The sequence below is a fragment of the Acinetobacter sp. WU_MDCI_Abxc222 genome (genome assembly GCF_025514755.1).
Lineage (GTDB): Bacteria > Pseudomonadota > Gammaproteobacteria > Pseudomonadales > Moraxellaceae > Acinetobacter > Acinetobacter geminorum.
In genome coordinates, this window is record NZ_JAHPVG010000008.1 from 44,217 (window position 1) to 66,294 (window position 22,078).

Genomic DNA, 22,078 nt, shown 5'->3' on the forward strand with positions numbered 1-22,078 from the left:
TAATGAAGATATCTTATTTAGTACCTTTATATAACAAGGAGAGTTATATTATTGAATGTATTGAGTCTATTTTATTGGAGGATAATGGGCAATTCGAAATTGAAATATGTATAGTAGATGATGGTTCAACTGATAACTCTTTGAAGATTGTTCAAGAGAAATATGGAAAAAATGATAAAGTAAAAATTGCTAAATTTTCATCTAATAAAGGAAAAAATGCTGCTTGTAATGAAGCCTTTAAAATTTCAACGGGTGATTTTATTTGTGTATTTGGTGCGGATGATGTTGTAGTACCAGGGCGTACTAATAAATTATTACAAATGAGTTTAAATAATGATAAAAAAGCTGTTTATGGTGGTCTCATTGCTAAAGATGAAGAATTAAAAAAGGAGCTGTATAAAATACTACCTCATAAACAAGATCTGTATAGTATTACTATGGGTAATGGATTAAGTGGAGGGTGTTGCTTTATTCCAAAAAAATTATGTTATGGAATTTTCCCTATACCTGAAAATTTAAAATTTGAAGACTGGTGGATTTCTTACAACCTTGTAAAAGATCATAATTACTCAGTTTTAGATGAGCATGTTACTATCTATAGAATTGGTACGCAAAATGACTGTGGATTTTATGGTGGAGATATTTACCAAAATATTAAAAGGGATTATGTTCGTCATTTTGATTGTTTAAATAGATTTTTAATGATTTCAGAGGATAATCCATTTATCCAAAAGTCATTAGACTTGAGAAACGCTTTTTTAGGAAAAAGGGTTAATAAAATATTATATTTAAAACCATTTGACTCTTTTTCTATTAAGATTTTTTTATATAAAGTATTTGGTGCTAAGTTAATTTGCAAGCTACAGAATTTATATCAATCTTTTAAGAGATCTTAAAATGATGTCCACTCTTGTAGGTATGTTATAGTGAAAATATTAATTAATGCTGCTAATTTACATAGTGGTGGTGGTGTTCAAGTGGCTAGTTCTTTTATTAATGAGTTGCCTCTTTTGTCGAACAATAACATCAAATCTTTTGATGTCATTGTGTCGTCTGAAGTAGATAAAAATATTAATCAGTCTGCAAAAAAATTTTTTAAAAATTATAATGTGTATAATATTTTTGGTTTGAAAGGCTATAAAAAAAATTTAGGTTTTTTTGATAATTATGATCTTGTTTTTACTATTTTTGGTCCTTGTTATTATAATGTTAAAGGTGTGAGTTTAACGGGTTTTGCTCAGGCTTGGATTATATATCCAGATAATGAGTGTTATAATATGTTGCCATTTGTTGATAAAATTAAATTCAAAATAAAATTTTTTTTGCAAAAATTTTTTTTTAAGAGGTCAGATTTTATTATTGTTGAGCTGGAACATGTTAAGAATCGTCTGGTTGAATTAAATGTATTTAAAGAAAATAATATTAGTGTGGTTTATAATACTGTTTCGAATATATATTTTTCTCCTCACGATTGGGAAAAGATCAGTATTAAAAAATCTGATAAATTCAAAATTGGTTTAATTAGTCGAGACTATTTTCATAAAAATACTGATATTTTGCCAAAAATTAAAGAAGTTTTGAAAACTAAATATCAAAAAAATATTGAATTCTATGTGACTTTTAGTGAGCAGGAATGGGCTAATAAAGAATCTAATTTTCAGTCCAATATCATTAATGTAGGTCCATTAAAAGTAAACGAATGTCCAAGTTTTTATCAGCAAATGGATGCAATTATATTTCCTAGTCTTTTAGAGTGTTTCTCTGCAACACCTTTAGAAGCTATGATTATGAAAAAACCATTATTTGCTTCAGATAGAGGTTTTATCAAAGATGTTTGTTTAGACTTTGCATTTTACTTTGACCCAACTGATCCAGATTCTATAGCAGCCGTAATTAATAATTTTATTGAAAACAAGCAAAACAAAGAATTAGATATTCAATTAACCGCTGCAAAAAAACATGCTGAAAATTTTTCCAGTGCACGACAACGTGCAGTTAAATATACACAGATTATTGAAAATTGCTTAAATGAGGAAGAGAATTCATATGTTTAAAGATAAAGTTTTATTAATCACTGGTGGTACAGGATCTTTTGGTAACGCTGTTTTAAAACGTTTTTTAGAAACAGATATTAAAGAAATCCGTATTTTTAGTCGCGATGAGAAAAAACAAGATGATATGCGTAAGAAGTATCACTCATCAAAATTAAAATTCTATATTGGTGATGTGCGTGACTATAACAGTATTTTAAATGCGACTCGCGGCGTTGATTATATTTATCATGCAGCAGCTTTAAAACAGGTGCCGTCTTGTGAATTCCACCCAATGGAAGCTGTCAAGACGAACGTAATGGGTACTGAAAATGTACTTGAAGCTGCAATTCAGAACCATGTTAAACGTGTCGTGTGCTTAAGCACAGATAAAGCTGTTTATCCAATCAATGCCATGGGTATTTCTAAGGCTATGATGGAAAAAGTTATGGTTGCAAAATCACGTAACTTAGAAGGTCTGGATACAGTTATCTGTGGTACTCGTTATGGTAATGTAATGGCATCACGTGGTTCGGTAATTCCTTTATTTGTTGATCAGATTCGTCAAGGTAAACCTCTTACTATTACCGATCCGAATATGACTCGTTTCATGATGACTTTAGAAGATGCAGTAGACTTAGTTCTGTATGCTTTCGAGCATGGTGAAAACGGAGATATTTTTGTACAAAAAGCTCCTGCAGCTACAATTTCAGTATTAGGTGAAGCATTAAAACAGTTATTAAACGTTGAAGATCATCCTATTTCTATTATGGGTACCCGTCATGGTGAAAAAGCTTTCGAAGCTTTATTAAGCCGTGAAGAAATGGTACATGCTTTTGATCAAGGTGATTATTTCCGCGTACCAGCAGACCAACGCGACTTGAACTATGAAAAGTATGTAGAAGATGGTGATTTAAAAATTACTGAGTTTGAAGATTACAACTCGCATAACACTACTCGTCTAGATGTAGAAGGTATGAAACAATTATTGCTTAAACTAGATTTTGTTCGCGCATTAACAAGAGGCGAATATATTTCACCAGAGGCGTAAGCATGAAAGTTTTAGTTACCGGTTCTAATGGTTTTATTGCGAAAAACTTTATTCAGTTTTTATCAGAGAAGCCTGACGTTGAGATTTTAAAAGCTCATCGTGAAACAACAGATCAAGAGTTAGAGCAATCAATTCTCGATTCAGATTGGATTGTACATTTAGCAGGTGTAAATCGCCCTTTAAATGAAAGTGAATTTGCCGAAGGCAATACCACTTTAACAGAAAAAATCTGTCAAATTTTGCAGCAAGCGAATAAGAAAACCCCGGTTATCTTATCGTCTTCTATTCAGGTCGAACGTGATAACCCCTATGGTAAAAGTAAGTTAGGTGGAGAGCAGGCATTGGTAGCTCTCAACCAAGCAGAAGGTAATCCGGTCTATATTTGCCGTTTAGCCAACGTTTTTGGTAAATGGTCACGTCCGAACTATAACTCTGCAGTTGCAACTTTTTGTCATAATGTTGCAAATGATTTGCCACTACAAATTCACGATGAAAATGCTGTGATTCGTCTTGTTTATGTCGATGATGTAGTTGAGACATTTTGGAATATTATCAATGGACAACAGGTGGAACAATTTTTTCAAGTTGAACCTGAATATCAAATTACCGTAGGCGACTTAGCTAAAGTTTTAAATGGCTTTAAAGCATCTCGAGATACGCTTATTACAGATCGAGTGGGAACTGGGTTAACTCGTGCACTTTATTCAACTTATTTAAGCTTCTTAAAGCCTGAGCAATTCGATTACAGTGTTCCAAAATATGGTGATGCTCGCGGCGTATTCGTTGAAATGCTGAAAACCCCAGATGCAGGACAGTTTTCTTACTTTACTGCTCATCCAGGAATTACCCGTGGTGGTCATTATCACCATACAAAAACTGAAAAGTTCCTTGTTATTAAGGGTAAGGCACTATTTAAGTTTAAGCATGTTGTGACAGGTGAATTTTATGAACTTGAAACACAAGGCGATGAACCAAGAATTGTAGAAACCGTACCGGGTTGGACACATGATATTACTAACATCGGTGAAGATGAGATGGTAGTAATGCTATGGGCAAATGAAATTTTTGATCGTGATAAGCCAGATACTTATGCGATGCCAATAACAAATTAAGAGTATAGATTTGTGAAAAAGTTAAAGTTAATGACAGTGGTGGGCACACGTCCAGAAATTATTCGTTTATCTCGTGTAATGGCTGCGTGTGATGAGTATTTTGATCATGTTATTGTTCATACAGGTCAAAACTATGATTATGAATTGAATGAAATTTTCTTTACTGATTTGGGTATTCGCAAACCTGACCATTTCTTAAATGCAGCGGGTGCGACAGGTGCAGAAACGATTGGTAATGTAATTATTGCAGTTGATAAAATTTTAGATGAAGTGCAACCTGAAGCTTTACTTGTTTTAGGTGATACTAACAGCTGTATGGCAGTCCTACCTGCAAAACGCCGCAAGATTCCAACTTTCCACATGGAAGCTGGAAACCGTTGTTTTGATATGCGAGTTCCTGAAGAAATTAACCGCCGAATTGTCGATCATACGGCTGATATCAATTTAACTTACAGTACGATTGCTCGCGATTATTTATTAGCAGAAGGCTTACCAGCTGACTTAGTAATCAAAACGGGTAGTCCAATGTTTGAGGTACTTCATCATTACAAAGCAAAAATAGAAGCTTCTGATGTCCTTGAACGTTTAAATTTAAAAGAACATGAATACTTTATTGTGAGTGCTCACCGTGAAGAAAATATTAACTCAGATCAGAACTTTTTAGATTTGGTTGAAATGTTAAATGCAGTTGCAGAGCAATATCAGTACCCTGTGATTGTATCAACACATCCTCGTACCCGTAAGCGTATTGAAGAGTTAAATGTTGAATTTCATCCTTTAATTCAATTATTAAAACCACTGGGTTTTAGCGACTACAATAAGTTACAGCTTTCAGCAAAAGCGGCATTGTCTGACAGCGGAACAATTAACGAAGAATCATCAATCTTGAATTTCCCTGCACTTAACTTACGTCAAGCTCACGAGCGTCCAGAAGGAATGGAAGAAGCTGCTGTAATGATGGTAGGTTTAAAAGCGGAACGCATTTTACAGGGTTTAGCAATTCTAGAAGGGCAGTCTAGAGGCGAAAATCGTCTTTTACGTTTAGTTGAAGACTACAGTATGCCAAACGTAAGTGAAAAAGTTGTGCGTATCATTATGAGTTACACAGATTATGTAAATCGAGTGATTTGGAAAAAGTATTGAGGTTTAAGCAGTGAAGAAGAAGGTCTATTTAATCACAGAATATTATCATCCATATCAAAATACGACAGGTTACTTGTTAGGAAAATTGTATGACACGTTGAATATACAAAGTGATATAGACCTTGTTCTTATTGCAAAAGAGGATATGAATTGTCCTCAACATGCAAATTCACATTTTATTAAAGCTAAAAAGCCTAATAAAGCGAGTTTGTTTAAAAGATTTTTGTATGAGTTAGTTATTGCTTTTAGTTTCTTAACTAAAACTCTGAAAGTAGTGAAAAAGGATAGTATTGTCTTTACAGGTACGACTCCTATTTTGCTCCTTTTTGTTTTATTCATTATTAAAAAGTTTCTAAATTTTAAATGGATATTGTTAGTGCATGATGTTTTTCCAGAGAATTTGGCAGCGGCTAAAATTTTAAAAAATGATCATTTTCTATTTAAAATATTAAAAAGTTTATTTGATAGGATTTATGCAAGTGCTGATGAGGTTATTGTCATTGGCAAAGACATGAAAGAATTAGTGCATCAAAAAACGAATCAAAATAACAATATTACTGTAGTGCAGAACTGGATTGATTCTTCGGATATTGGTACAGAACTTAAAACTGATAACCGAATTTTGAAAGAATTGAATTGGCTTGATAGTGAAACTACGATTTTTCAATTTTTCGGAAATATTGGCCGTGTTCAAGGTGTAGAAAATATTCTGCATGCGATTCAGAAAATGGAATATGCACATTTGGCAAAATTCATTTTTATTGGTGATGGTGCATACGTGGCTCGTCTTAAAGAACAAATTCAGTCTTTAGGTTCTCAAAATATTCTTTACTATGGATCTTTAGATCAGAAAGAAAAAACGACGGGTTTAAATGCGTGTGATGTTGCATTAATTACATTGGCTGATGGAATGTTAGGTTTAGGTGTTCCAAGTAAATCTTATTTTTCTATGGCGGCTAATAAACCTTTGCTCGCGATTATGGATAGTGAATCAGAAGTCGCAGATATGATTAATACACATCATATTGGTTGGGTGGTTCCCCCTAATAATGAAGATTTGTTGGCTAAACAACTTGATGAAATTGTATTAGCAAAACATCAATATTCGTTTAATTCATCAAGAAAAATACTCAATGAATTTTATTCAGAAAGAGTAGCAATGGATAAAATTCTAAAAATTATTAGAAAGCTTTCTTAAGACTGTACTTTAAAAATGAAGATATTAATTACAGGAAGTAATGGTTTTGTGGGTTCACATTTATGTGAATATTTTTCGACAATTCCCGAATATAGTGTTCTTGCTCAAATTCGGGAAAAAACACAAAATTTAAGTACGTCCATAGAAACTATCATTTTTGATTTAAATGATGATCTAACAAATCTTGATTTAAGTTCAGTAGATGTTGTTGTGCATTGTGCTGGACGTGCTCATATTATGAAAGAAGTAGAGAGTGAGCCACTTTCCATTTATAGACAGATAAATGTAGAAGGTACACTTAATTTAGCAAAAAAAGCAGCTAAAGCTGGCGTGAAACGTTTTATCTTTATGAGTAGTATAAAGGTAAATGGTGAAGTAACTGCCAATAGGCCATTTACACCAAATGAAAGTGTTTCAAGTCCTCAAGATCCTTATGGATTATCAAAATTTGAAGCTGAGCAAGCTTTATTAAATTTGGCTCAAAACGTTAAAATGGATGTAGTTATTATTCGTCCAGTATTAATTTATGGGCCAAATGTTAAGGCAAACTTTAAGAGTATGGTAAATCTGGCTGCAAAAGGAATTCCTTTACCTGTTGGCTGTCTTGATAACAAAAGAAGTATGGTAAGTATTTATAATTTAATTGATTTTATCCATATTTGTTTATTACATCCTTTAGCAAAAAATCAAATTTTTTTGATAAGTGATCAAGATGATATAACAGTTAAAGAATTATTTACGAAGCTAGCTAAAGTTCAAGGTAAAAAGCTTATCACTTTACCTGTACCTAAAGTACTGATTAACTTTGTAGCTAAACTTTTTAATAAAGATGCTATTGCCTCACGGCTTTGTTCGTCATTAGTGGCTGATACATCAAAGAATGTAGAACTATTGGGTTGGAAAGCGCCTTATAGTGTTGATGACTGCTTAAATTTAATGTTTAAAAAAAATTAACGCTATTATGAATGTCGTGATCCCCCTTATTCTTTTTTTTCTTCTTTCTTTTACTTTGACTTATTGCGTTCGTAGATATGCCTTAAGAAAAAATATTATTGATTTACCTAATTTTAGAAGCTCACATGTTACACCAACACCGCGTGGTGGTGGTTTAGCAATTGTCTTAACTTTCATGTTAGCTTTGTTCTATTGTTTTATAAATCAATTGATAAGTTTTAATGAGTTCTTCGTCATAGGTGGAGGATGTTTAGGCATTGCTATTCTCGGTTTTTGTGATGACCATACTCATATCAACTCTATGCTTCGTTTAACTATTCATTTTATTGCTGCAATTTTTATAGTGTTTAATTTGAGTGATCTTAGTCAAGTTGCTGTTTTTAATGACTTAAGTTTAGGCTTTTTTACCAATATTTTGGCCGTCTTATTTCTTGTCTGGATGTTAAATTTATATAATTTTATGGATGGCATTAATGGCATCGCAAGTATTGAAGCAATATCTGTAGGAATAAATTTAGCTTTGATATATGGCTGGTATGGTTCTAATAATTTTATATTACTTGCAATAGCTTCTATAGTGAGTGGTTTTCTGTTTTGGAATTTCCCAAAAGCAAAAATTTTTATGGGAGATGTAAGCAGTAGTTTTTTAGGATTTTTATTCGCAGTTCTTGCTTTATATGCATTAAAAATAGATTTTAATTTATTTCTGGCTTGGATTATCTGTTTAGGAGTTTTTATTGTAGATGCTACATTTACACTCGTGAGACGTATCTTCCGAGGTGAAAAAATTTATCAGGCACACCGAAGTCATGCTTATCAATATGCTGCTAGATATTTTTCTAGCCATACAGTAGTGTCTTTAGCAATTTTATTAATTAATTTCGTGTGGCTAATGCCTTGTGCACTTTTTGTATTAAATAAAAGTATATCTCCATTATTTGGTTTAATCATTGCTTATATTCCTTTAATATTTTTAGCTCTATATTTTAAAGCCGGGAAATCTGAATAGAATTTATGACTTTTCATAGGGCTATATAAATTTTTCTAATACTATATATAGAGTTTTTTTAGTTTTTCTAAATTCATAGATTAACTTTGGCTTTCAGTTCTCCAGAGAAATGTTTATTTTTGTTTTGAAATTGATGCAGAACTAAAATGTAAAACATGAAAACTATAATTTTATAGTCGATACTGAAGAGATGAAGTGTTTCAAAATATTTTAAATATCAATATTTTATTTATTTTTGAAAGTCAAAAAGTTATAGTTGTTTAGCAAGGTAGATGGGTGATTTTTTAGATAACAAATAAGTAATATTGAAGTACGATTTATAGCAGGGTAAAAGTTACGTCATCCAATCTATGATAGTATGCTCTGCATAAATCGTCTTGAGAGAGACAAATGCTAAATAAAGCATATTTTTTAGTTTTCTTTGTAAATCAATTGAAAATAAGAGTGAATACATGATGAAACGGATAGTTGACATCGTAATTTCCTTAACCGCATTAATCATTTTGTCCCCAATCTTTTTTTGGGTAGCATATAAGGTTCGTAAAAATTTAGGTTCTCCAGTTCTCTTTTATCAAGAAAGACCGGGGAAAGACGGAAAATTATTTAAAATGATTAAATTCCGTTCTATGAAAGATGCGTTCGATTCTGAAGGTAATCCATTACCAGATGAAGAGAGAATTACTCCATTTGGGCATAAGTTGCGTTCTACAACTTTAGATGAAATGCCACAGCTCATTAATGTTTTAAAAGGTGATATGAGTATTGTTGGTCCTCGACCTCAGTTAGCTGATTTTTTAGAACATTATACCTCTCGACAAATGCGTCGTCATGATGTTAAACCAGGAATGACAGGCCTTGCTCAGATCAGTGGAAGAAATAACTTAAGTTGGGAAGAAAAATTTGAGCTTGATATAGAATATGTTGAAACACATAATCTATCTCTGGATTTTAAGATTATGGCTAGAACAGTTTTAGTTATGTTGAAAAAAGAAGGCATTAATGCGCCAGATCAATTGGTAGGTGCGAGTCGTTTTTCTGGTTCAGCACGTGATGAAGATAAAGCAAGTTTATAAAATAGTAAGTAGCTATTCATATGATTAAAAAGGCAGTTCTACCTGTAGCTGGATTAGGTACACGTTTTTTACCGGCAAGTAAGTCAATTCCTAAAGAAATGGTAACAGTGGTTGATCGCCCTGCGATTGAATATGTAGTGCGTGAAGCTGTAGAAGCTGGAATTGAGCAAATTATTTTGGTAACGCACTCATCTAAAGCATCAATTGAAAATTATTTTGATCGAAACTTTGAACTTGAAACGACTTTAGAGCAAAAGAAAAAGTTTGATCTGCTTGATGAGATTACTCAGATTATCCCACCTCATGTAAGTGTAATAAGTGTAAGACAGCCTCAAGCTTTGGGCTTGGGGCACGCTGTTTTATGTGCAAAAAGTATTATTGGCCAAGATGATTTTGCTGTGTTGTTACCAGATGTGTTGGTTAAAGATAACTCAGGGCAAAATGATTTATCGCGTATGATTTCTCGTTATGAAGTAAGCCAAGCTGCTCAAATCATGGTTGAAGCGGTGCCAGATCATTTAGTAGATCAATATGGGATTGTTGATGTAAAACAGAGCCCGGCTGAGGGTGAAAGTATGGTCATGCAGGGTATTGTCGAAAAGCCCGCTGTTGGCTCCGCACCTTCTAACTTATCTGTAGTCGGACGTTATATTTTACCTGCCAAGATTATGCAGCTTCTAGAGAATACGCAAAAAGGAGCAGGCAATGAAATTCAGTTAACTGATGCTATTGCGATGCTTCAAAATACAGATAGAGTTGAAGCCTATCGGATGCAAGGCCAAACTTTTGACTGTGGCAGTAAACTTGGTTATTTGAAAGCTGTACTACACTATGGTGTTGCACACCCTAAACTAGGATTAGAATTTAAACATCTGATTCAAGAACTTAAACTATAAAGTTTTGTAGCTCTGCTTAAGTATTTGTAAAAACTGCTGAATATGGTAGCAGGGCAGTATATTCTTTTCCTGGAAAAGGAATAGAAATCTATAAATCAGGTGTGCAATGAAAATCGCAGTATTTGGAACAACGTTACATGCCGGTGTTATGGCGGCATTATTGGCTGAATATGGTAACCAAATTTATTGGTGTACCTGTGTAAGTTGTGAAGAAGATATTTCTGTCCTTACGTATCAAGATCAAGAAGTAAATAATTATTTAAATAAACAAAGAAAAGCAGGTTTTTTAATTGAGAGCCCTTTTTCTGAAATTCCTTTAGATATTGAAGTATATTTATTTTGTTTTAGTCCAACACAAATTGAGCTTGCTTTAAAAACAGTAGAAAAATTGAGTGAACGGCCAATTGTTCATCCTAGATTAATGATTAATGGTTCAACTTTTGGTTTACACGGTACAGAAAAATTAAAACAGCACTTGCCAAAGGATGAGTGGGTTTACTTTCCTGATGTGATTCAGGAGGGTAATGCTATCAATAGTGTATTGAATGTAAAACATGTCATTGTTGGTGTTGAATCTAGAGATGCAAGTGAAATCATGCAAGAGCTATTGCGTCCTTTTTTCCAATTTAGCTATCAATATTTATTTATGCCAATTTTAGATGCGGAGTTTACCAAACTTAGTATCTCGGGCATGTTGGCGACCCGTATTAGCTATATGAATGATTTGGCTATGGTTGCCGAAAAGTTAGGTATTGATATTGCGAATGTAAAGCATGGTATTGCTGCTGATACACGAATTGGCTCTGCCTATTTATCGCCAGGTGTAGGATTTGGTGGTGAGAATTTTTCACATGATATTTTAACGCTTTCAAGTACTGTATCTGAAACTGGAACAAAAAGTCGTCTTTTAGAGCAGGTTTGGGCGATTAATGAGCAGCAGAAAGAAATCTTATTCCGTAAATTATGGAATTATTATCACTGTAGTCTAAATGGTAAAACGGTTGCCATTTGGGGGGCTTCTTTTAAAGAAAATACTTCAAATATACATAACTCGCCGATTCATATTTTATTGGCTGCGTTGTGGGCACAAGGCGTAATAGTGCGCTTGCATGATCCTCAAGCTTTAGATGAAATAGCTGCGACTTATGGGCCTCGTGAAGATTTAATTTTATGCACTGATCAATATGAGGCTGTACAGGATGCTCATGCATTGTGCCTAGTCACGGCATGGAAGCAATATTGGAGCCCTGACTTTAAGCAACTACAACAGTTAATGAAGCATCCGTTAATTTTAGATGGACGTAATATTTATGATCCAGCATATGTAAAAGCGAAAGGCTTTGCTTATGAAGGAGTAGGTCGCTTATGAGTAAATCAATTGAGCAATTTCCGAAGGAATTAGTCTCGCCTCTAGTTCATCTTCAAACTTTAGGTGAAGAAAACTCAAAATTACATATCAAAGAGTTATTTGCTTTAGAGCCAGATCGTTTTCATAATTACTCAGTAAAATTTGATCAATTATTTTTTGATTATAGTAAGCATCGCGTAACCAAAGATATTTTGGGACAACTCGTAGCTCTTGCGAAGAATAAAAATTTAACCCAATGGATTAGTCGTCTTTTTTCACAAGATAAAATTAACTGTACCGAACAACGTGAAGCAATGCATTGGGCATTACGTTTACCCGCTAATTATTCAAAGTTTCCAGATTTAACAGAACAAGTGCATAGTCAATTAGAACGTATGTATACCTTAGTGGAAAAAATCCACGCAGGGCAATATCGTGGTGCTACTGGTGAAGTGATTCAGGATGTTGTCAATATTGGAGTGGGTGGTTCTGATTTAGGACCACAAATGGTGACTCATGCGTTATCTGATTTTAAGGTGAAAACGGCTAAGCCCCTTAACACTCATTTTGTTTCAACGATGGATGGTAGTCAGTTATCAGAGCTGCTCCATCAACTTCGCCCAGAAACCACTTTATTTATTATTTCCTCAAAATCTTTTGGGACAATTGACACTTTGTCAAATGCCCAAACTGTACGTCAGTGGTTAGAAAAGGCGTTAGGTAAACATGCTCGCGTATTAAAAAGCCATTTTATTGGTGTGTCTACGAAAGCTGACAAAATGTCTGAATGGGGAATTGCACCTGAAAATCAATTATTGCTGTGGGATTGGGTAGGTGGCCGCTATTCACTATGGTCTTGTATTGGTTTGCCTATTGCTTTGACGATTGGTATTGACGGGTTTAAGCAATTTTTAGCAGGGGCTCACGCTGTCGATGAGCATTTTCAAAATACGAGTTTTGATCAAAATATTCCTGTTTTAATGGCATTATTAGGAATTTGGAATAATAATTTTTTAAATATTCAGACTCACGCGGTCTTGCCTTATGATGGCCGTTTAAAATATTTTGCTGCTTATTTACAACAATTGGAGATGGAGTCTAACGGTAAGTCGGTGCAGCGCAATGGCCAAAAAGTTGAGCTAGATACTTGCCCTATTATATGGGGGGAAGTTGGCCCAAACGCTCAGCATGCGTTCTATCAATTGCTACATCAAGGTTCACAGGCAGTCAGCTGTGATTTCATTGCCCCTATTCAACGTTATAATGCAGATCACTTTACTTATGCTGAAAATGCTGAAGCCTTAGTTGAGCAACATCATCTTGCTCTGTCGAATTGCTTGGCGCAATCACGCTTATTGGCTTTTGGTAATGAGGCTTTGGATTCAACTGAATTAGAAAATCTGCCAATTTATAAGCAATATGAAGGTAATCAGCCGAGTTCTACCTTATTATTAAAAGAACTTAATCCTTATAGTTTAGGAATGTTAATTGCTTTATATGAACACAAAGTTTTTGTTCAATCTGTAATTTGGAATATTAATCCATTTGACCAGTGGGGAGTTGAAAAGGGTAAACAGATCGCTGATCAGTTACTCCCGATTTTAAGTGGTGTTCAAAATGATTCTTCAAAACTTGACGCCTCAACACGTGGATTAATTAATATTTTGTTAGGAAAAGTAGATGGCTAAAATTCTAGTCACTGGTGGCGCAGGTTATATTGGTTCACACACATGTGTTGAACTTTTGCAGGCCGGTCATGAAGTTGTCGTTTTTGATAATCTTTCAAATAGTTCTGAAGAATCTTTAAATAGAGTTCAAGATATCGCCCAAAAAAGTTTAACTTTTGTGCATGGTGACATCCGCAATGCAGATGAGTTGGACCGTGTATTTCAAATACATACTATTGATGCGGTTATCCACTTCGCAGGTTTGAAAGCAGTGGGGGAAAGTCAGGAAAAGCCACTCATTTATTTTGATAATAATATTGCCGGCAGCGTTCAACTGGTTAAATCGATGGAAAAGGCAGGTGTCTATACGCTTGTATTTAGCTCATCTGCAACAGTTTATGATGAAGCCAATATATCTCCATTAAATGAAGAAATGCCAACAGGTATACCAAGTAATAACTATGGATATACTAAACTGATTGTTGAGCAATTATTACAAAAGTTGTCGGCATCTAATCCAGAGTGGTCAATTGCATTGCTTCGTTATTTTAACCCTGTAGGTGCACATAAAAGTGGACGTATTGGGGAAGACCCACAGGGTATTCCAAATAATTTAATGCCGTATGTGACACAAGTTGCTGTTGGTCGCCGTGAGAAACTATCCATTTATGGTAAGGATTATGAAACAGTGGATGGTACTGGTGTGCGTGACTATATCCATGTGGTCGATTTAGCGAATGCGCACTTATGTGCTCTCAATAACCGATTGGATGCGACAGGTTGTCGTGCATGGAATATCGGTACGGGTAATGGTTCATCTGTTTTACAAGTTAAGGATACATTTGAAAAAGTTAATGGCGTGCCTGTAGCTTTTGAATTTGCACCGCGGAGATCTGGAGATGTAGCCACATCTTTTGCAGACAATCGCCGTGCAGTTGCTGAGCTAGGTTGGCAACCACAATATGGTTTAGAAGATATGCTTGCTGATAGCTGGAATTGGCAGAAGCAGAATCCTAATGGCTATAATTAAGTAAATAACAATAAAAAAGGAGCAATTTGCTCCTTTTTTATTTCTGATTAGCTTTGAATCAATCCAGTCAATTCATCTACATAATGTTGCATTGGCTGAGCTTGGTGGTCTGCACGGCTTTCAATATTGAGACGTAATAAGGGTTCAGTATTTGAAGCGCGGACGTTAAAACGCCATACACCAAAGTCGAGGCTTACACCATCGGTACGATCAATTTGTGGATTTTGATCGGCATAGAAGTCGAAAATCTTTTGAATAGTGGTTTGTGTATTAGCTACTTTAAAGTTGATTTCACCACTACAAGGAAATTTGGTAATCATATTTTCAACGAGTGTTGAAAGTGATTGTCCTGTTTCAGAGAGTAGGGCAACGGTGAGTAACCAAGGAATCATGCCGCTGTCGCAGTAAGCAAAGTCACGGAAATAGTGATGGGCACTCATTTCACCGCCATATACGGCATTGTGTTCACGCATCACGTCTTTAATAAATGCATGACCAGATTTTGACTGTACAGCAACACCTTTGTATTCATCTACGATATCAAATGTATTCCAGACTAAACGTGGGTCATGAACAATTTTTTCACCAGACTGTTTGATTAAGAAAGCTTGAGCCAAGAGTCCAACAATATAGTAGCCTTCAATGAACTGTCCCTTTTCATCAAACAAGAAACAGCGGTCAAAGTCACCGTCCCAAGCAATTCCCATATCCGATTTATGCTCAAGTACAGCATTTCGGGTACTGTCACGATTTTCAATTAAAATTGGGTTAGGAATACCATTTGGGAATGTACCATCTGCTTCATGGTGAATTTTAATAAATTCAACGGGTATGTTAAGCGCTTTAAATTTTTCTTCAATGGCATCAATCACATGACCAGCTGCACCATTACCCGCGTTTACCACTAACTTTAATGGACGGATTTTTGCAGGTTCAATATAAGTCAGTAGATGGTCAACGAACTCAGGCAAAATGTTATAGCTTTGAGTTGTACCTTTTTGGCTAACTTCTTCAAAGTTATTGCTTTCGGCTAAAGCCTGAATTTCTTTTAAACCAGTATCTGCGCTAATTGGACGAGCATTTTCTCGAACTAATTTCATACCGTTATAGTCCATTGGATTATGGCTCGCAGTAACTTCGATACCACCTTGCACATCTAAATGGAAAGCAGCGAAGTAAACTTCTTCAGTACCTGTCATGCCCAAATTAAGAACGTCCACACCCGCATCATTTAGGCCGTGGATGGTTGCTTGTTTTAAAGATTCACTGCTTAGACGAATATCACAACCTACAACCACAGTCTTTGGTTTATAGATTTGTCCGTACGCGCGGCCAATTTTATAGGCGATTTCTTCATTCAATTCGGTGCAGAGTTTGCCTCGGATATCATAGGCTTTAAAACAGGTTAAAGTAGTCATTATTCAGTTCAATACAAATGATTTAAGTTTTGAGCATTATTATACATTTATCAATAAATGATTATGTTTATTGTTTTATGTTCAAATTTTTCACTTCATTTCTGTAAGTCATATTTAAGTTTATAAGAAAGTATTTTTAAGACTTTAGTCTAATAAGAAAATTTCTAAATTAGAAAGAGCTTGATTTTACTTAATACTGTTGGTCTTACCAATTATGGTGATTATTTAATGATTGATCTTACCAATATCTGTGTTTATGATGCGGACTGTGGTTTAAGGAACAACATTTGCACTTAATTTTTAATTGGTAATACCAATTGTGTTGAATGTTTAAGAATTTAAGGTACAAAAATTCGCCCCGGCATTTCAAGGAGATGACAATGCTCAATATGTGGCAACAACTTTATGACCCTTTAAATAATATTTGGCTGTCCAGTGCGGTTGCATTAATCCCGATTATTTTCTTCTTTTTAGCATTAGCAGTTTTTCGTTTAAAAGGCAGTATCGCGGGTACAGGCACAGTCATTATTGCATTATTGATTGCACTATTTTTCTATCAAATGCCGGGTCAAATGGCCTTTGCGTCGATCATTTACGGTTTCTTCTACGGTCTATGGCCAATTTCATGGATCATTATTGGGGCAGTTTTTCTATACAAAATTTCGGTAAAAACAGGTCAGTTTGAAATTATTCGTTCAAGCATTTTGTCGATTACCGAAGACCAACGTCTGCAAATGCTATTGGTTGGTTTTGCATTTGGTACTTTCCTTGAAGGGGCGGCGGGTTTTGGTGCTCCTGTAGCAATTACCGCTGCACTGCTTGTCGGTTTAGGGTTTAAACCACTTTACGCTGCTGGTTTATGTTTAATTGTAAATACGGCGCCAGTGGCATTTGGTGCAATGGGTATTCCAATTATTGTGGCAGGGCAGGTTTCTGGTGTAGACACCATGGAAATTAGCCAAATGGTTGGTCGTCAGTTGCCATTTTTAGTCATTATTGTGCTGTTCTGGATCATGGCGATTATGGATGGCTGGCGTGGTGTTAAGGAAACTTGGCCTGCGGTATTGGTCGGTGGTGGCGCTTTTGCGATTGCCCAATATCTTACATCTAACTTTATTGGCCCTGAGTTACCAGACATTACCGCAGCAATTGCTTCATTGGTGAGCTTAACTTTATTGTTTCGGGTTTGGAAACCAAAACATATTTTCCGTTTTGAACCTGAAGTGGGTCAGACTTTGATTCAGCAACCTACTACGGTTCAACGTTATAGCATTAGCAAAATTGTAAAGGCATGGTCTCCATTTGCCATCTTAACGGTGATGGTCACCATCTGGAGTGTTAAGCCATTTAAAGCATTATTTGCAAAAGATGGTGCTCTTGAGCACTGGATTTTTAAATTAGAAGTACCGTATTTGCATAAATTGGTCGAAAAAATGCCGCCAATTGTGGCAGAGATGAAGCCATACGAAGCGATTTATAAGTTTGACTGGTTCTCTGCAACAGGTACTGCAATTTTTATTGCTGCAATCATCACTGCTATTTTCTTAAAAATGAAAGCAAGTGATGCAGTAACAACCTTCGGTGAAACGCTCAATGAGCTAAAAACACCGATTTATTCGATTGGTATGGTGTTGGCGTTTGCTTTTATTGCGAACTATTCAGGTTTATCTGCAACTTTGGCTTTGGCTCTATCGCATACGGGTCATGCGTTTACTTTCTTCTCACCATTTTTAGGTTGGCTTGGTGTATTCCTTACGGGTTCAGATACCTCTTCAAATGCTTTGTTCTCGGCATTACAGGCGACCACAGCTCAGCAGATTGGTATTCCAGAAGTATTGCTTGTAGCTGCTAATACCAGCGGTGGTGTAACGGGTAAGATGATTTCTCCGCAATCAATTGCGATTGCGTGTGCAGCGGTAGGCTTAGTTGGAAAAGAGTCTGACTTGTTCCGTTTCACGGTAAAACATAGCATCATATTCACTGTCTTTGTTGGCATCATTATTACGGTTCAGGCTTATCTGGTGCCGTGGATGATTCCATAACTCCAGTGAAGGAAACGCGATGAGAATCTCCGATCAAGTGGTCATGAAATTGCAGGCATTAATTGAAGAACGTCACATGAAAAAAGGTGATCGTTTGCCTGCCGAGCGCCAGCTTGCAACTAGCTTAGGGGTTTCTCGTCCGTCTTTGCGTGAAGCAATTCAACAGCTCAATAGTCAAGGGGTGCTCAGTAGCCGCCGCGGTGATGGGACTTATATTCAGCAGTTACCTGAACAGTGGCCACAGCAACTGATTGTGAACCCAATTAGTAACCTGATTGAAGAAGATCCACTCTACCGTTTTGATGTGCAAGAGGCGCGGTTATTGCTTGAGGGTGGTACTGCTTGGTATGCCGCATTACGCTCAACGCCTGAAGATCGCGCCAAAATCCATCATTATTTTAATGAAATTAGTCGCCATCAAAATGCGGGTGATTCGGCGCAAGCTGCTGTGGCAGATGCTGAGTTCCACTTAGCGATTGCTGAAGCATCTCACAATGTGGTGCTGATTCAGATGATGCGTAGCTTGTTTGATTTGCTGCAATACAACGTCTTGTTAGGGCGTAAGAAAGTTTATAACGACCCTGTAAATGGTGACTTGCTGAGCGAGCAGCATTTTCAGGTAATGGATGCTATTGATCGTAAAGATCCCGAGGCCGCACGCCAAGCTGTCTGCGGTCATATTGAATTTGTGATTAATCATGTGCGTTCTCTGGATGAAGACGAAGCTCGCCAGAAACGTGCAAATCGTTTAAATAGAGTTGATTCAAAATGATTATATCTTCTGGCAATGATTACCGTGCTGCGGCACAACGTCGCTTACCTCCATTTTTATTTCATTACATTGATGGTGGAGCGTATTCGGAATATACCTTAAAGCGTAACGTACAAGATTTGTCAGAAATTGCATTGCGTCAACGTGTGCTGAATGACATGTCAGCGTTAAGTTTAGAGACAAAACTGTTTAATGAAACCTTGTCGATGCCAGTTGCGTTGGCACCGGTTGGTTTAACAGGTATGTATGCGCGCCGTGGTGAAGTTCAGGCCGCGATGGCAGCCGATAAAAAGGGCATTCCATTTACGCTTTCAACAGTTTCTGTTTGTCCGATTGAAGAAGTTGCACCTGCAATTAACCGTCCGATGTGGTTCCAGCTTTATGTATTACGTGACCGTGGTTTTATGCGTAATGCTTTGGAACGTGCAAAAGCGGCAGGCTGTTCAACACTCGTATTTACCGTAGATATGCCTGTGCCGGGTGCACGTTACCGTGATGCACATTCGGGTATGAGTGGGCCAAATGCTGCGATGCGCCGCTATATGCAGTCAATGTTCCATCCGCATTGGTCGTGGAATGTCGGCTTAATGGGGCGTCCGCATGACTTGGGCAATATCTCTAAATATTTAGGTAAACCAACTGGGCTTGAAGATTATATTGGTTGGTTAGGTTCAAACTTTGACCCATCGATTTCATGGAAAGACCTTGAGTGGATTCGTGAATTTTGGGATGGCCCAATGGTAATTAAGGGTATTTTAGACCCTGAAGATGCCAAAGATGCTGTACGTTTTGGTGCCGATGGAATTGTGGTATCAAATCACGGTGGTCGTCAGTTAGATGGCGTGATGTCGTCTGCTCGTGCATTGCCTGCAATTGCTGATGCCGTCAAAGGTGATTTGGCGATTTTGGCTGACTCAGGCATTCGTAATGGTTTAGATGTGGTGCGTATGTTAGCGCTCGGTGCCGATACGGTTTTACTTGGCCGTGCATTTGTTTATGCCTTGGCAGCAGCAGGTGGGCAAGGGGTGTCGAACTTGCTTGATTTGATTGATAAAGAAATGCGTGTTGCGATGACGTTGACGGGTGCTAAGTCGATTTCGGATATTAATGCGGATTGTTTAGTGCAAGCGATGAAATAAGGTTTTTAAGAAATAACTTTTTAAGTGAAGCAATAAGCACAGCCTCAGAATTTGGTGATTTGCTAATGTTTTACATATAGGCATTTGTCACTTTTGAAAGGTCAAAAGTAACCAAAAACCTTTTGTTGAGCAAACCGTACTTCCTTGTACGGTTGCTCACCAGGCGGCATCCATGCCGCCAACGCGTAGCCAATTTGAATTAAATCTAACACCTAGAGATTAGCTGCTAGTGCTAAGCGTCACTTACAGCCTGCGTGGTATGAGCAAAGATTTGTTTTTGCAATGTAAATTGAAAAATGGCTATAGCGAACAGGTTCTGTAAGTGACAGTGCCTTTGGTTACTTTGGGCAAAACCAAAGTAACAGAATGAGCTGCTTACATCGAAGTTTTCCCTGTAAGACTACGTCGTGTTGCTCTAAATTTAAAAAAACTATGTGGTATGGATGACCAAAAGGAAACCATCATGCAAACATTTTCTCCTCAAGCAGTGATCGAACGCTTACAAAATATTGTAGGGCGTTCTTATGTTTTGACCGATGACCAAAGTACGCGTCAATATCGTCAAGGTCGTCGTTTTGGTGAGGGGAAAGTACTTGCTGTGGTGGTGCCGGGTACCTTGCTAGAGCAATGGCAAGTGTTGCAGGCTGCAATTGATGCAGACTGTATTGTGATTATGCAGGCAGCAAATACAGGACTCACTGGTGGTTCAACGCCATATGGCGATGATTATGATCGTCCTGTGTTGGTCATGAGTACGCGCCGATTAAAGGGCATTCAGGTCATTCATGACGGTAAGCAAGTCATTTGTTTACCGGGTGCGACCTTAGATAATTTAGAGCAAATTTTAAAGGGCTATGACCGTGAACCTCATTCGGTGATTGGTTCATCTTGTATTGGGGCATCAGTACTAGGCGGTGTGTGTAATAACTCGGGCGGTGCATTGGTACGCCGTGGACCTGCGTATACTGAACTGGCGTTATATGCTCAGGTGAACGCTACTGGTCAGTTAGAACTGGTGAACCATTTAGGGGTGAATTTAGGCTCGACTACTGAAGAGATTTTGACTCGTTTAGAGAAACAGCAATACCAAGCCGCAGATATTTTAGATGATAGTGAAAAGCAGGCATCTGACCATCGCTATGCGCATGATGTGACGCAAGTTGATGAAGATACACCCGCTCGTTTTAATGCAGACCCGTCACGATTGTTTGAAGCATCGGGTTCGGCAGGTAAAGTCTGTGTGTTTGCTGTACGCCTTGATACTTATGAAAAAGTAGAGAGCAATGTTTTTTATATTGGTACTAATGATGCCGATGATTTAACAGCGATTCGCCGTTACTTACTGACCTCACTGCCAAGCCTGCCGATTGCAGGTGAGTATATTCACCGAGACGCTTACTTAATTGGTGAGAAGTACGGGAAAGACACGTTCTTATTTATTGAAAAATTTGGCACAGCCAATGTTCCAAAAGCTTTTGCGATGAAAGATAAAGTCGATGGCTTTTTAGAAAGATTCAAAATTAAAGGCTTAACGGATCATATTTTACAAGCGATTACCTTCTTTTTACCGAGTCATTTGCCTAAGCGTATGACCGAATATCGAGACCGTTATGAGCACCATTTAGTGTTGCGTGTCGAAAATAATTCAAAAGCTCAGACCGAGCAGTTTCTAAAAGAATATTTTGCGGTGCATCAGTCAGGTCACTATTTCGTATGTAGTGAAGAGGAAGGCCGAAAGGCGTTCTTGCACCGCTTTGCGATTGCGGGGGCGGCAATTCGTTATCGTGATACGCACCGTAGTGAAGTTGAAGATATTGTCGCGCTTGATATTGCTCTACGCCGTAATGACCGTGAATGGGTAGAGCAACTACCAGCCGAGATGGAAAAGAAAATCATCCATAAACTCTATTATGGGCATTTCTTTTGTCATGTGTTCCATCAGGACTATATTCTTAAAAAGGGCAATGACCCGTTAGAAATGGAACATCAAATGTGGAAATTACTCGATGCGCGCCGTGCTGAATATCCGGCAGAGCATAATGTCGGGCATCTTTACATTGCCAAGCCTGCCTTAGCGAATTTCTATCAAAAACTCGACCCGACCAACAGCTTTAACGTAGGTATTGGTCATACCTCAAAACTAAAATATTGGGGCAAGGCTAAATCGTAATATCGAGACATAAAAAAAGGCGCCGA

The 22,078-nt window shown here is 36.9% G+C and carries 18 protein-coding genes; 17 read left to right on the plus strand and 1 reads right to left on the minus strand.

Annotation, left to right across the window (positions count from 1 at the left end):
- Nucleotides 1-2 precede the first annotated feature (2 nt).
- From KTJ10_RS12965 to galE, 13 genes are all read left to right on the plus strand, one after another.
- A complete protein-coding gene (locus tag KTJ10_RS12965; protein WP_262442160.1) occupies nt 3-896 on the plus strand; it encodes a glycosyltransferase family 2 protein in 894 nt (297 codons plus the stop codon).
- 30 nt (nt 897-926) lie between these two features.
- The gene (locus KTJ10_RS12970) at nt 927-2,054 is read left to right on the plus strand and encodes a glycosyltransferase (protein ID WP_262442161.1); all 1,128 of its coding nucleotides are present in this window, start codon (nt 927-929) and stop codon (nt 2,052-2,054) included.
- Nucleotides 2,047-3,081, plus strand: a complete 1,035-nt coding sequence (locus KTJ10_RS12975) for a polysaccharide biosynthesis protein (protein ID WP_262442162.1) — start codon at nt 2,047-2,049, stop codon at nt 3,079-3,081. Before KTJ10_RS12970 ends, KTJ10_RS12975 begins: the two co-directional genes overlap by 8 nt.
- Nucleotides 3,082-3,083: 2 nt before the next feature.
- A complete protein-coding gene (gene wbjC / locus KTJ10_RS12980; protein ID WP_199978316.1) occupies nt 3,084-4,193 on the plus strand; it encodes a UDP-2-acetamido-2,6-beta-L-arabino-hexul-4-ose reductase in 1,110 nt (369 codons plus the stop codon).
- 12 nt (nt 4,194-4,205) lie between these two features.
- Nucleotides 4,206-5,336 (plus strand): non-hydrolyzing UDP-N-acetylglucosamine 2-epimerase, encoded by a 1,131-nt coding sequence (gene wecB / locus KTJ10_RS12985; RefSeq protein WP_056484122.1) that lies wholly within the window; start codon nt 4,206-4,208, stop codon nt 5,334-5,336.
- A 10-nt stretch (nt 5,337-5,346) separates the two neighbouring features.
- Complete coding sequence (locus KTJ10_RS12990) at nt 5,347-6,534, plus strand: glycosyltransferase family 4 protein (RefSeq protein WP_199978315.1); 1,188 nt, start codon at nt 5,347-5,349, stop codon at nt 6,532-6,534.
- 15 nt (nt 6,535-6,549) lie between these two features.
- Complete coding sequence (locus KTJ10_RS12995) at nt 6,550-7,488, plus strand: NAD-dependent epimerase/dehydratase family protein (protein WP_199978314.1); 939 nt, start codon at nt 6,550-6,552, stop codon at nt 7,486-7,488.
- 7 nt (nt 7,489-7,495) lie between these two features.
- Complete coding sequence (locus KTJ10_RS13000; RefSeq protein WP_262442163.1) at nt 7,496-8,497, plus strand: MraY family glycosyltransferase; 1,002 nt, start codon at nt 7,496-7,498, stop codon at nt 8,495-8,497.
- A 452-nt stretch (nt 8,498-8,949) separates the two neighbouring features.
- A complete protein-coding gene (locus KTJ10_RS13005) occupies nt 8,950-9,570 on the plus strand; it encodes a sugar transferase (protein ID WP_004795444.1) in 621 nt (206 codons plus the stop codon).
- Nucleotides 9,571-9,590: 20 nt separating this feature from the next.
- Nucleotides 9,591-10,466, plus strand: a complete 876-nt coding sequence (gene galU, locus KTJ10_RS13010) for a UTP--glucose-1-phosphate uridylyltransferase GalU (protein WP_262442164.1) — start codon at nt 9,591-9,593, stop codon at nt 10,464-10,466.
- 106 nt (nt 10,467-10,572) lie between these two features.
- On the plus strand, nt 10,573-11,835 hold the full coding sequence (locus tag KTJ10_RS13015) for a nucleotide sugar dehydrogenase (RefSeq protein WP_262442165.1): 1,263 nt from the start codon (nt 10,573-10,575) through the stop codon (nt 11,833-11,835).
- Entirely contained in the window at nt 11,832-13,502 is a 1,671-nt protein-coding gene (pgi, locus tag KTJ10_RS13020; RefSeq protein WP_262442166.1) for a glucose-6-phosphate isomerase, read from the plus strand. The genes KTJ10_RS13015 and pgi overlap by 4 nt, the downstream gene beginning before the upstream one ends.
- On the plus strand, nt 13,495-14,511 hold the full coding sequence (gene galE, locus KTJ10_RS13025; protein ID WP_262442167.1) for a UDP-glucose 4-epimerase GalE: 1,017 nt from the start codon (nt 13,495-13,497) through the stop codon (nt 14,509-14,511). Before pgi ends, galE begins: the two co-directional genes overlap by 8 nt.
- Nucleotides 14,512-14,558: 47 nt before the next feature.
- Here the strand turns inward: galE and KTJ10_RS13030 are convergent, their stop codons facing one another.
- Nucleotides 14,559-15,929: a phosphomannomutase CpsG gene (locus tag KTJ10_RS13030; protein WP_262442168.1), complete on the minus strand. Its 1,371-nt coding sequence runs from the start codon at nt 15,927-15,929 to the stop codon at nt 14,559-14,561.
- A gap of 374 nt (nt 15,930-16,303) precedes the next feature.
- Between KTJ10_RS13030 and lldP the strand changes: the two genes are divergently transcribed.
- The 4 genes from lldP to dld all read left to right on the plus strand — a co-directional run bounded on the left by lldP (nt 16,304) and on the right by dld (nt 22,052).
- Nucleotides 16,304-17,971: an L-lactate permease gene (gene lldP, locus KTJ10_RS13035; RefSeq protein ID WP_199978307.1), complete on the plus strand. Its 1,668-nt coding sequence runs from the start codon at nt 16,304-16,306 to the stop codon at nt 17,969-17,971.
- Between the two features lie 19 nt (nt 17,972-17,990).
- Nucleotides 17,991-18,743 carry a transcriptional regulator LldR gene (gene lldR, locus KTJ10_RS13040; protein WP_002120807.1) on the plus strand — a complete coding sequence of 251 codons (753 nt, stop codon included), beginning with the start codon at nt 17,991-17,993 and terminating at the stop codon, nt 18,741-18,743.
- Entirely contained in the window at nt 18,740-19,882 is a 1,143-nt protein-coding gene (gene lldD, locus KTJ10_RS13045) for an FMN-dependent L-lactate dehydrogenase LldD (RefSeq protein WP_086398827.1), read from the plus strand. Before lldR ends, lldD begins: the two co-directional genes overlap by 4 nt.
- Nucleotides 19,883-20,345: 463 nt before the next feature.
- On the plus strand, nt 20,346-22,052 hold the full coding sequence (dld, locus tag KTJ10_RS13050) for a D-lactate dehydrogenase (protein ID WP_262442169.1): 1,707 nt from the start codon (nt 20,346-20,348) through the stop codon (nt 22,050-22,052).
- Nucleotides 22,053-22,078: the final 26 nt, after the last annotated feature.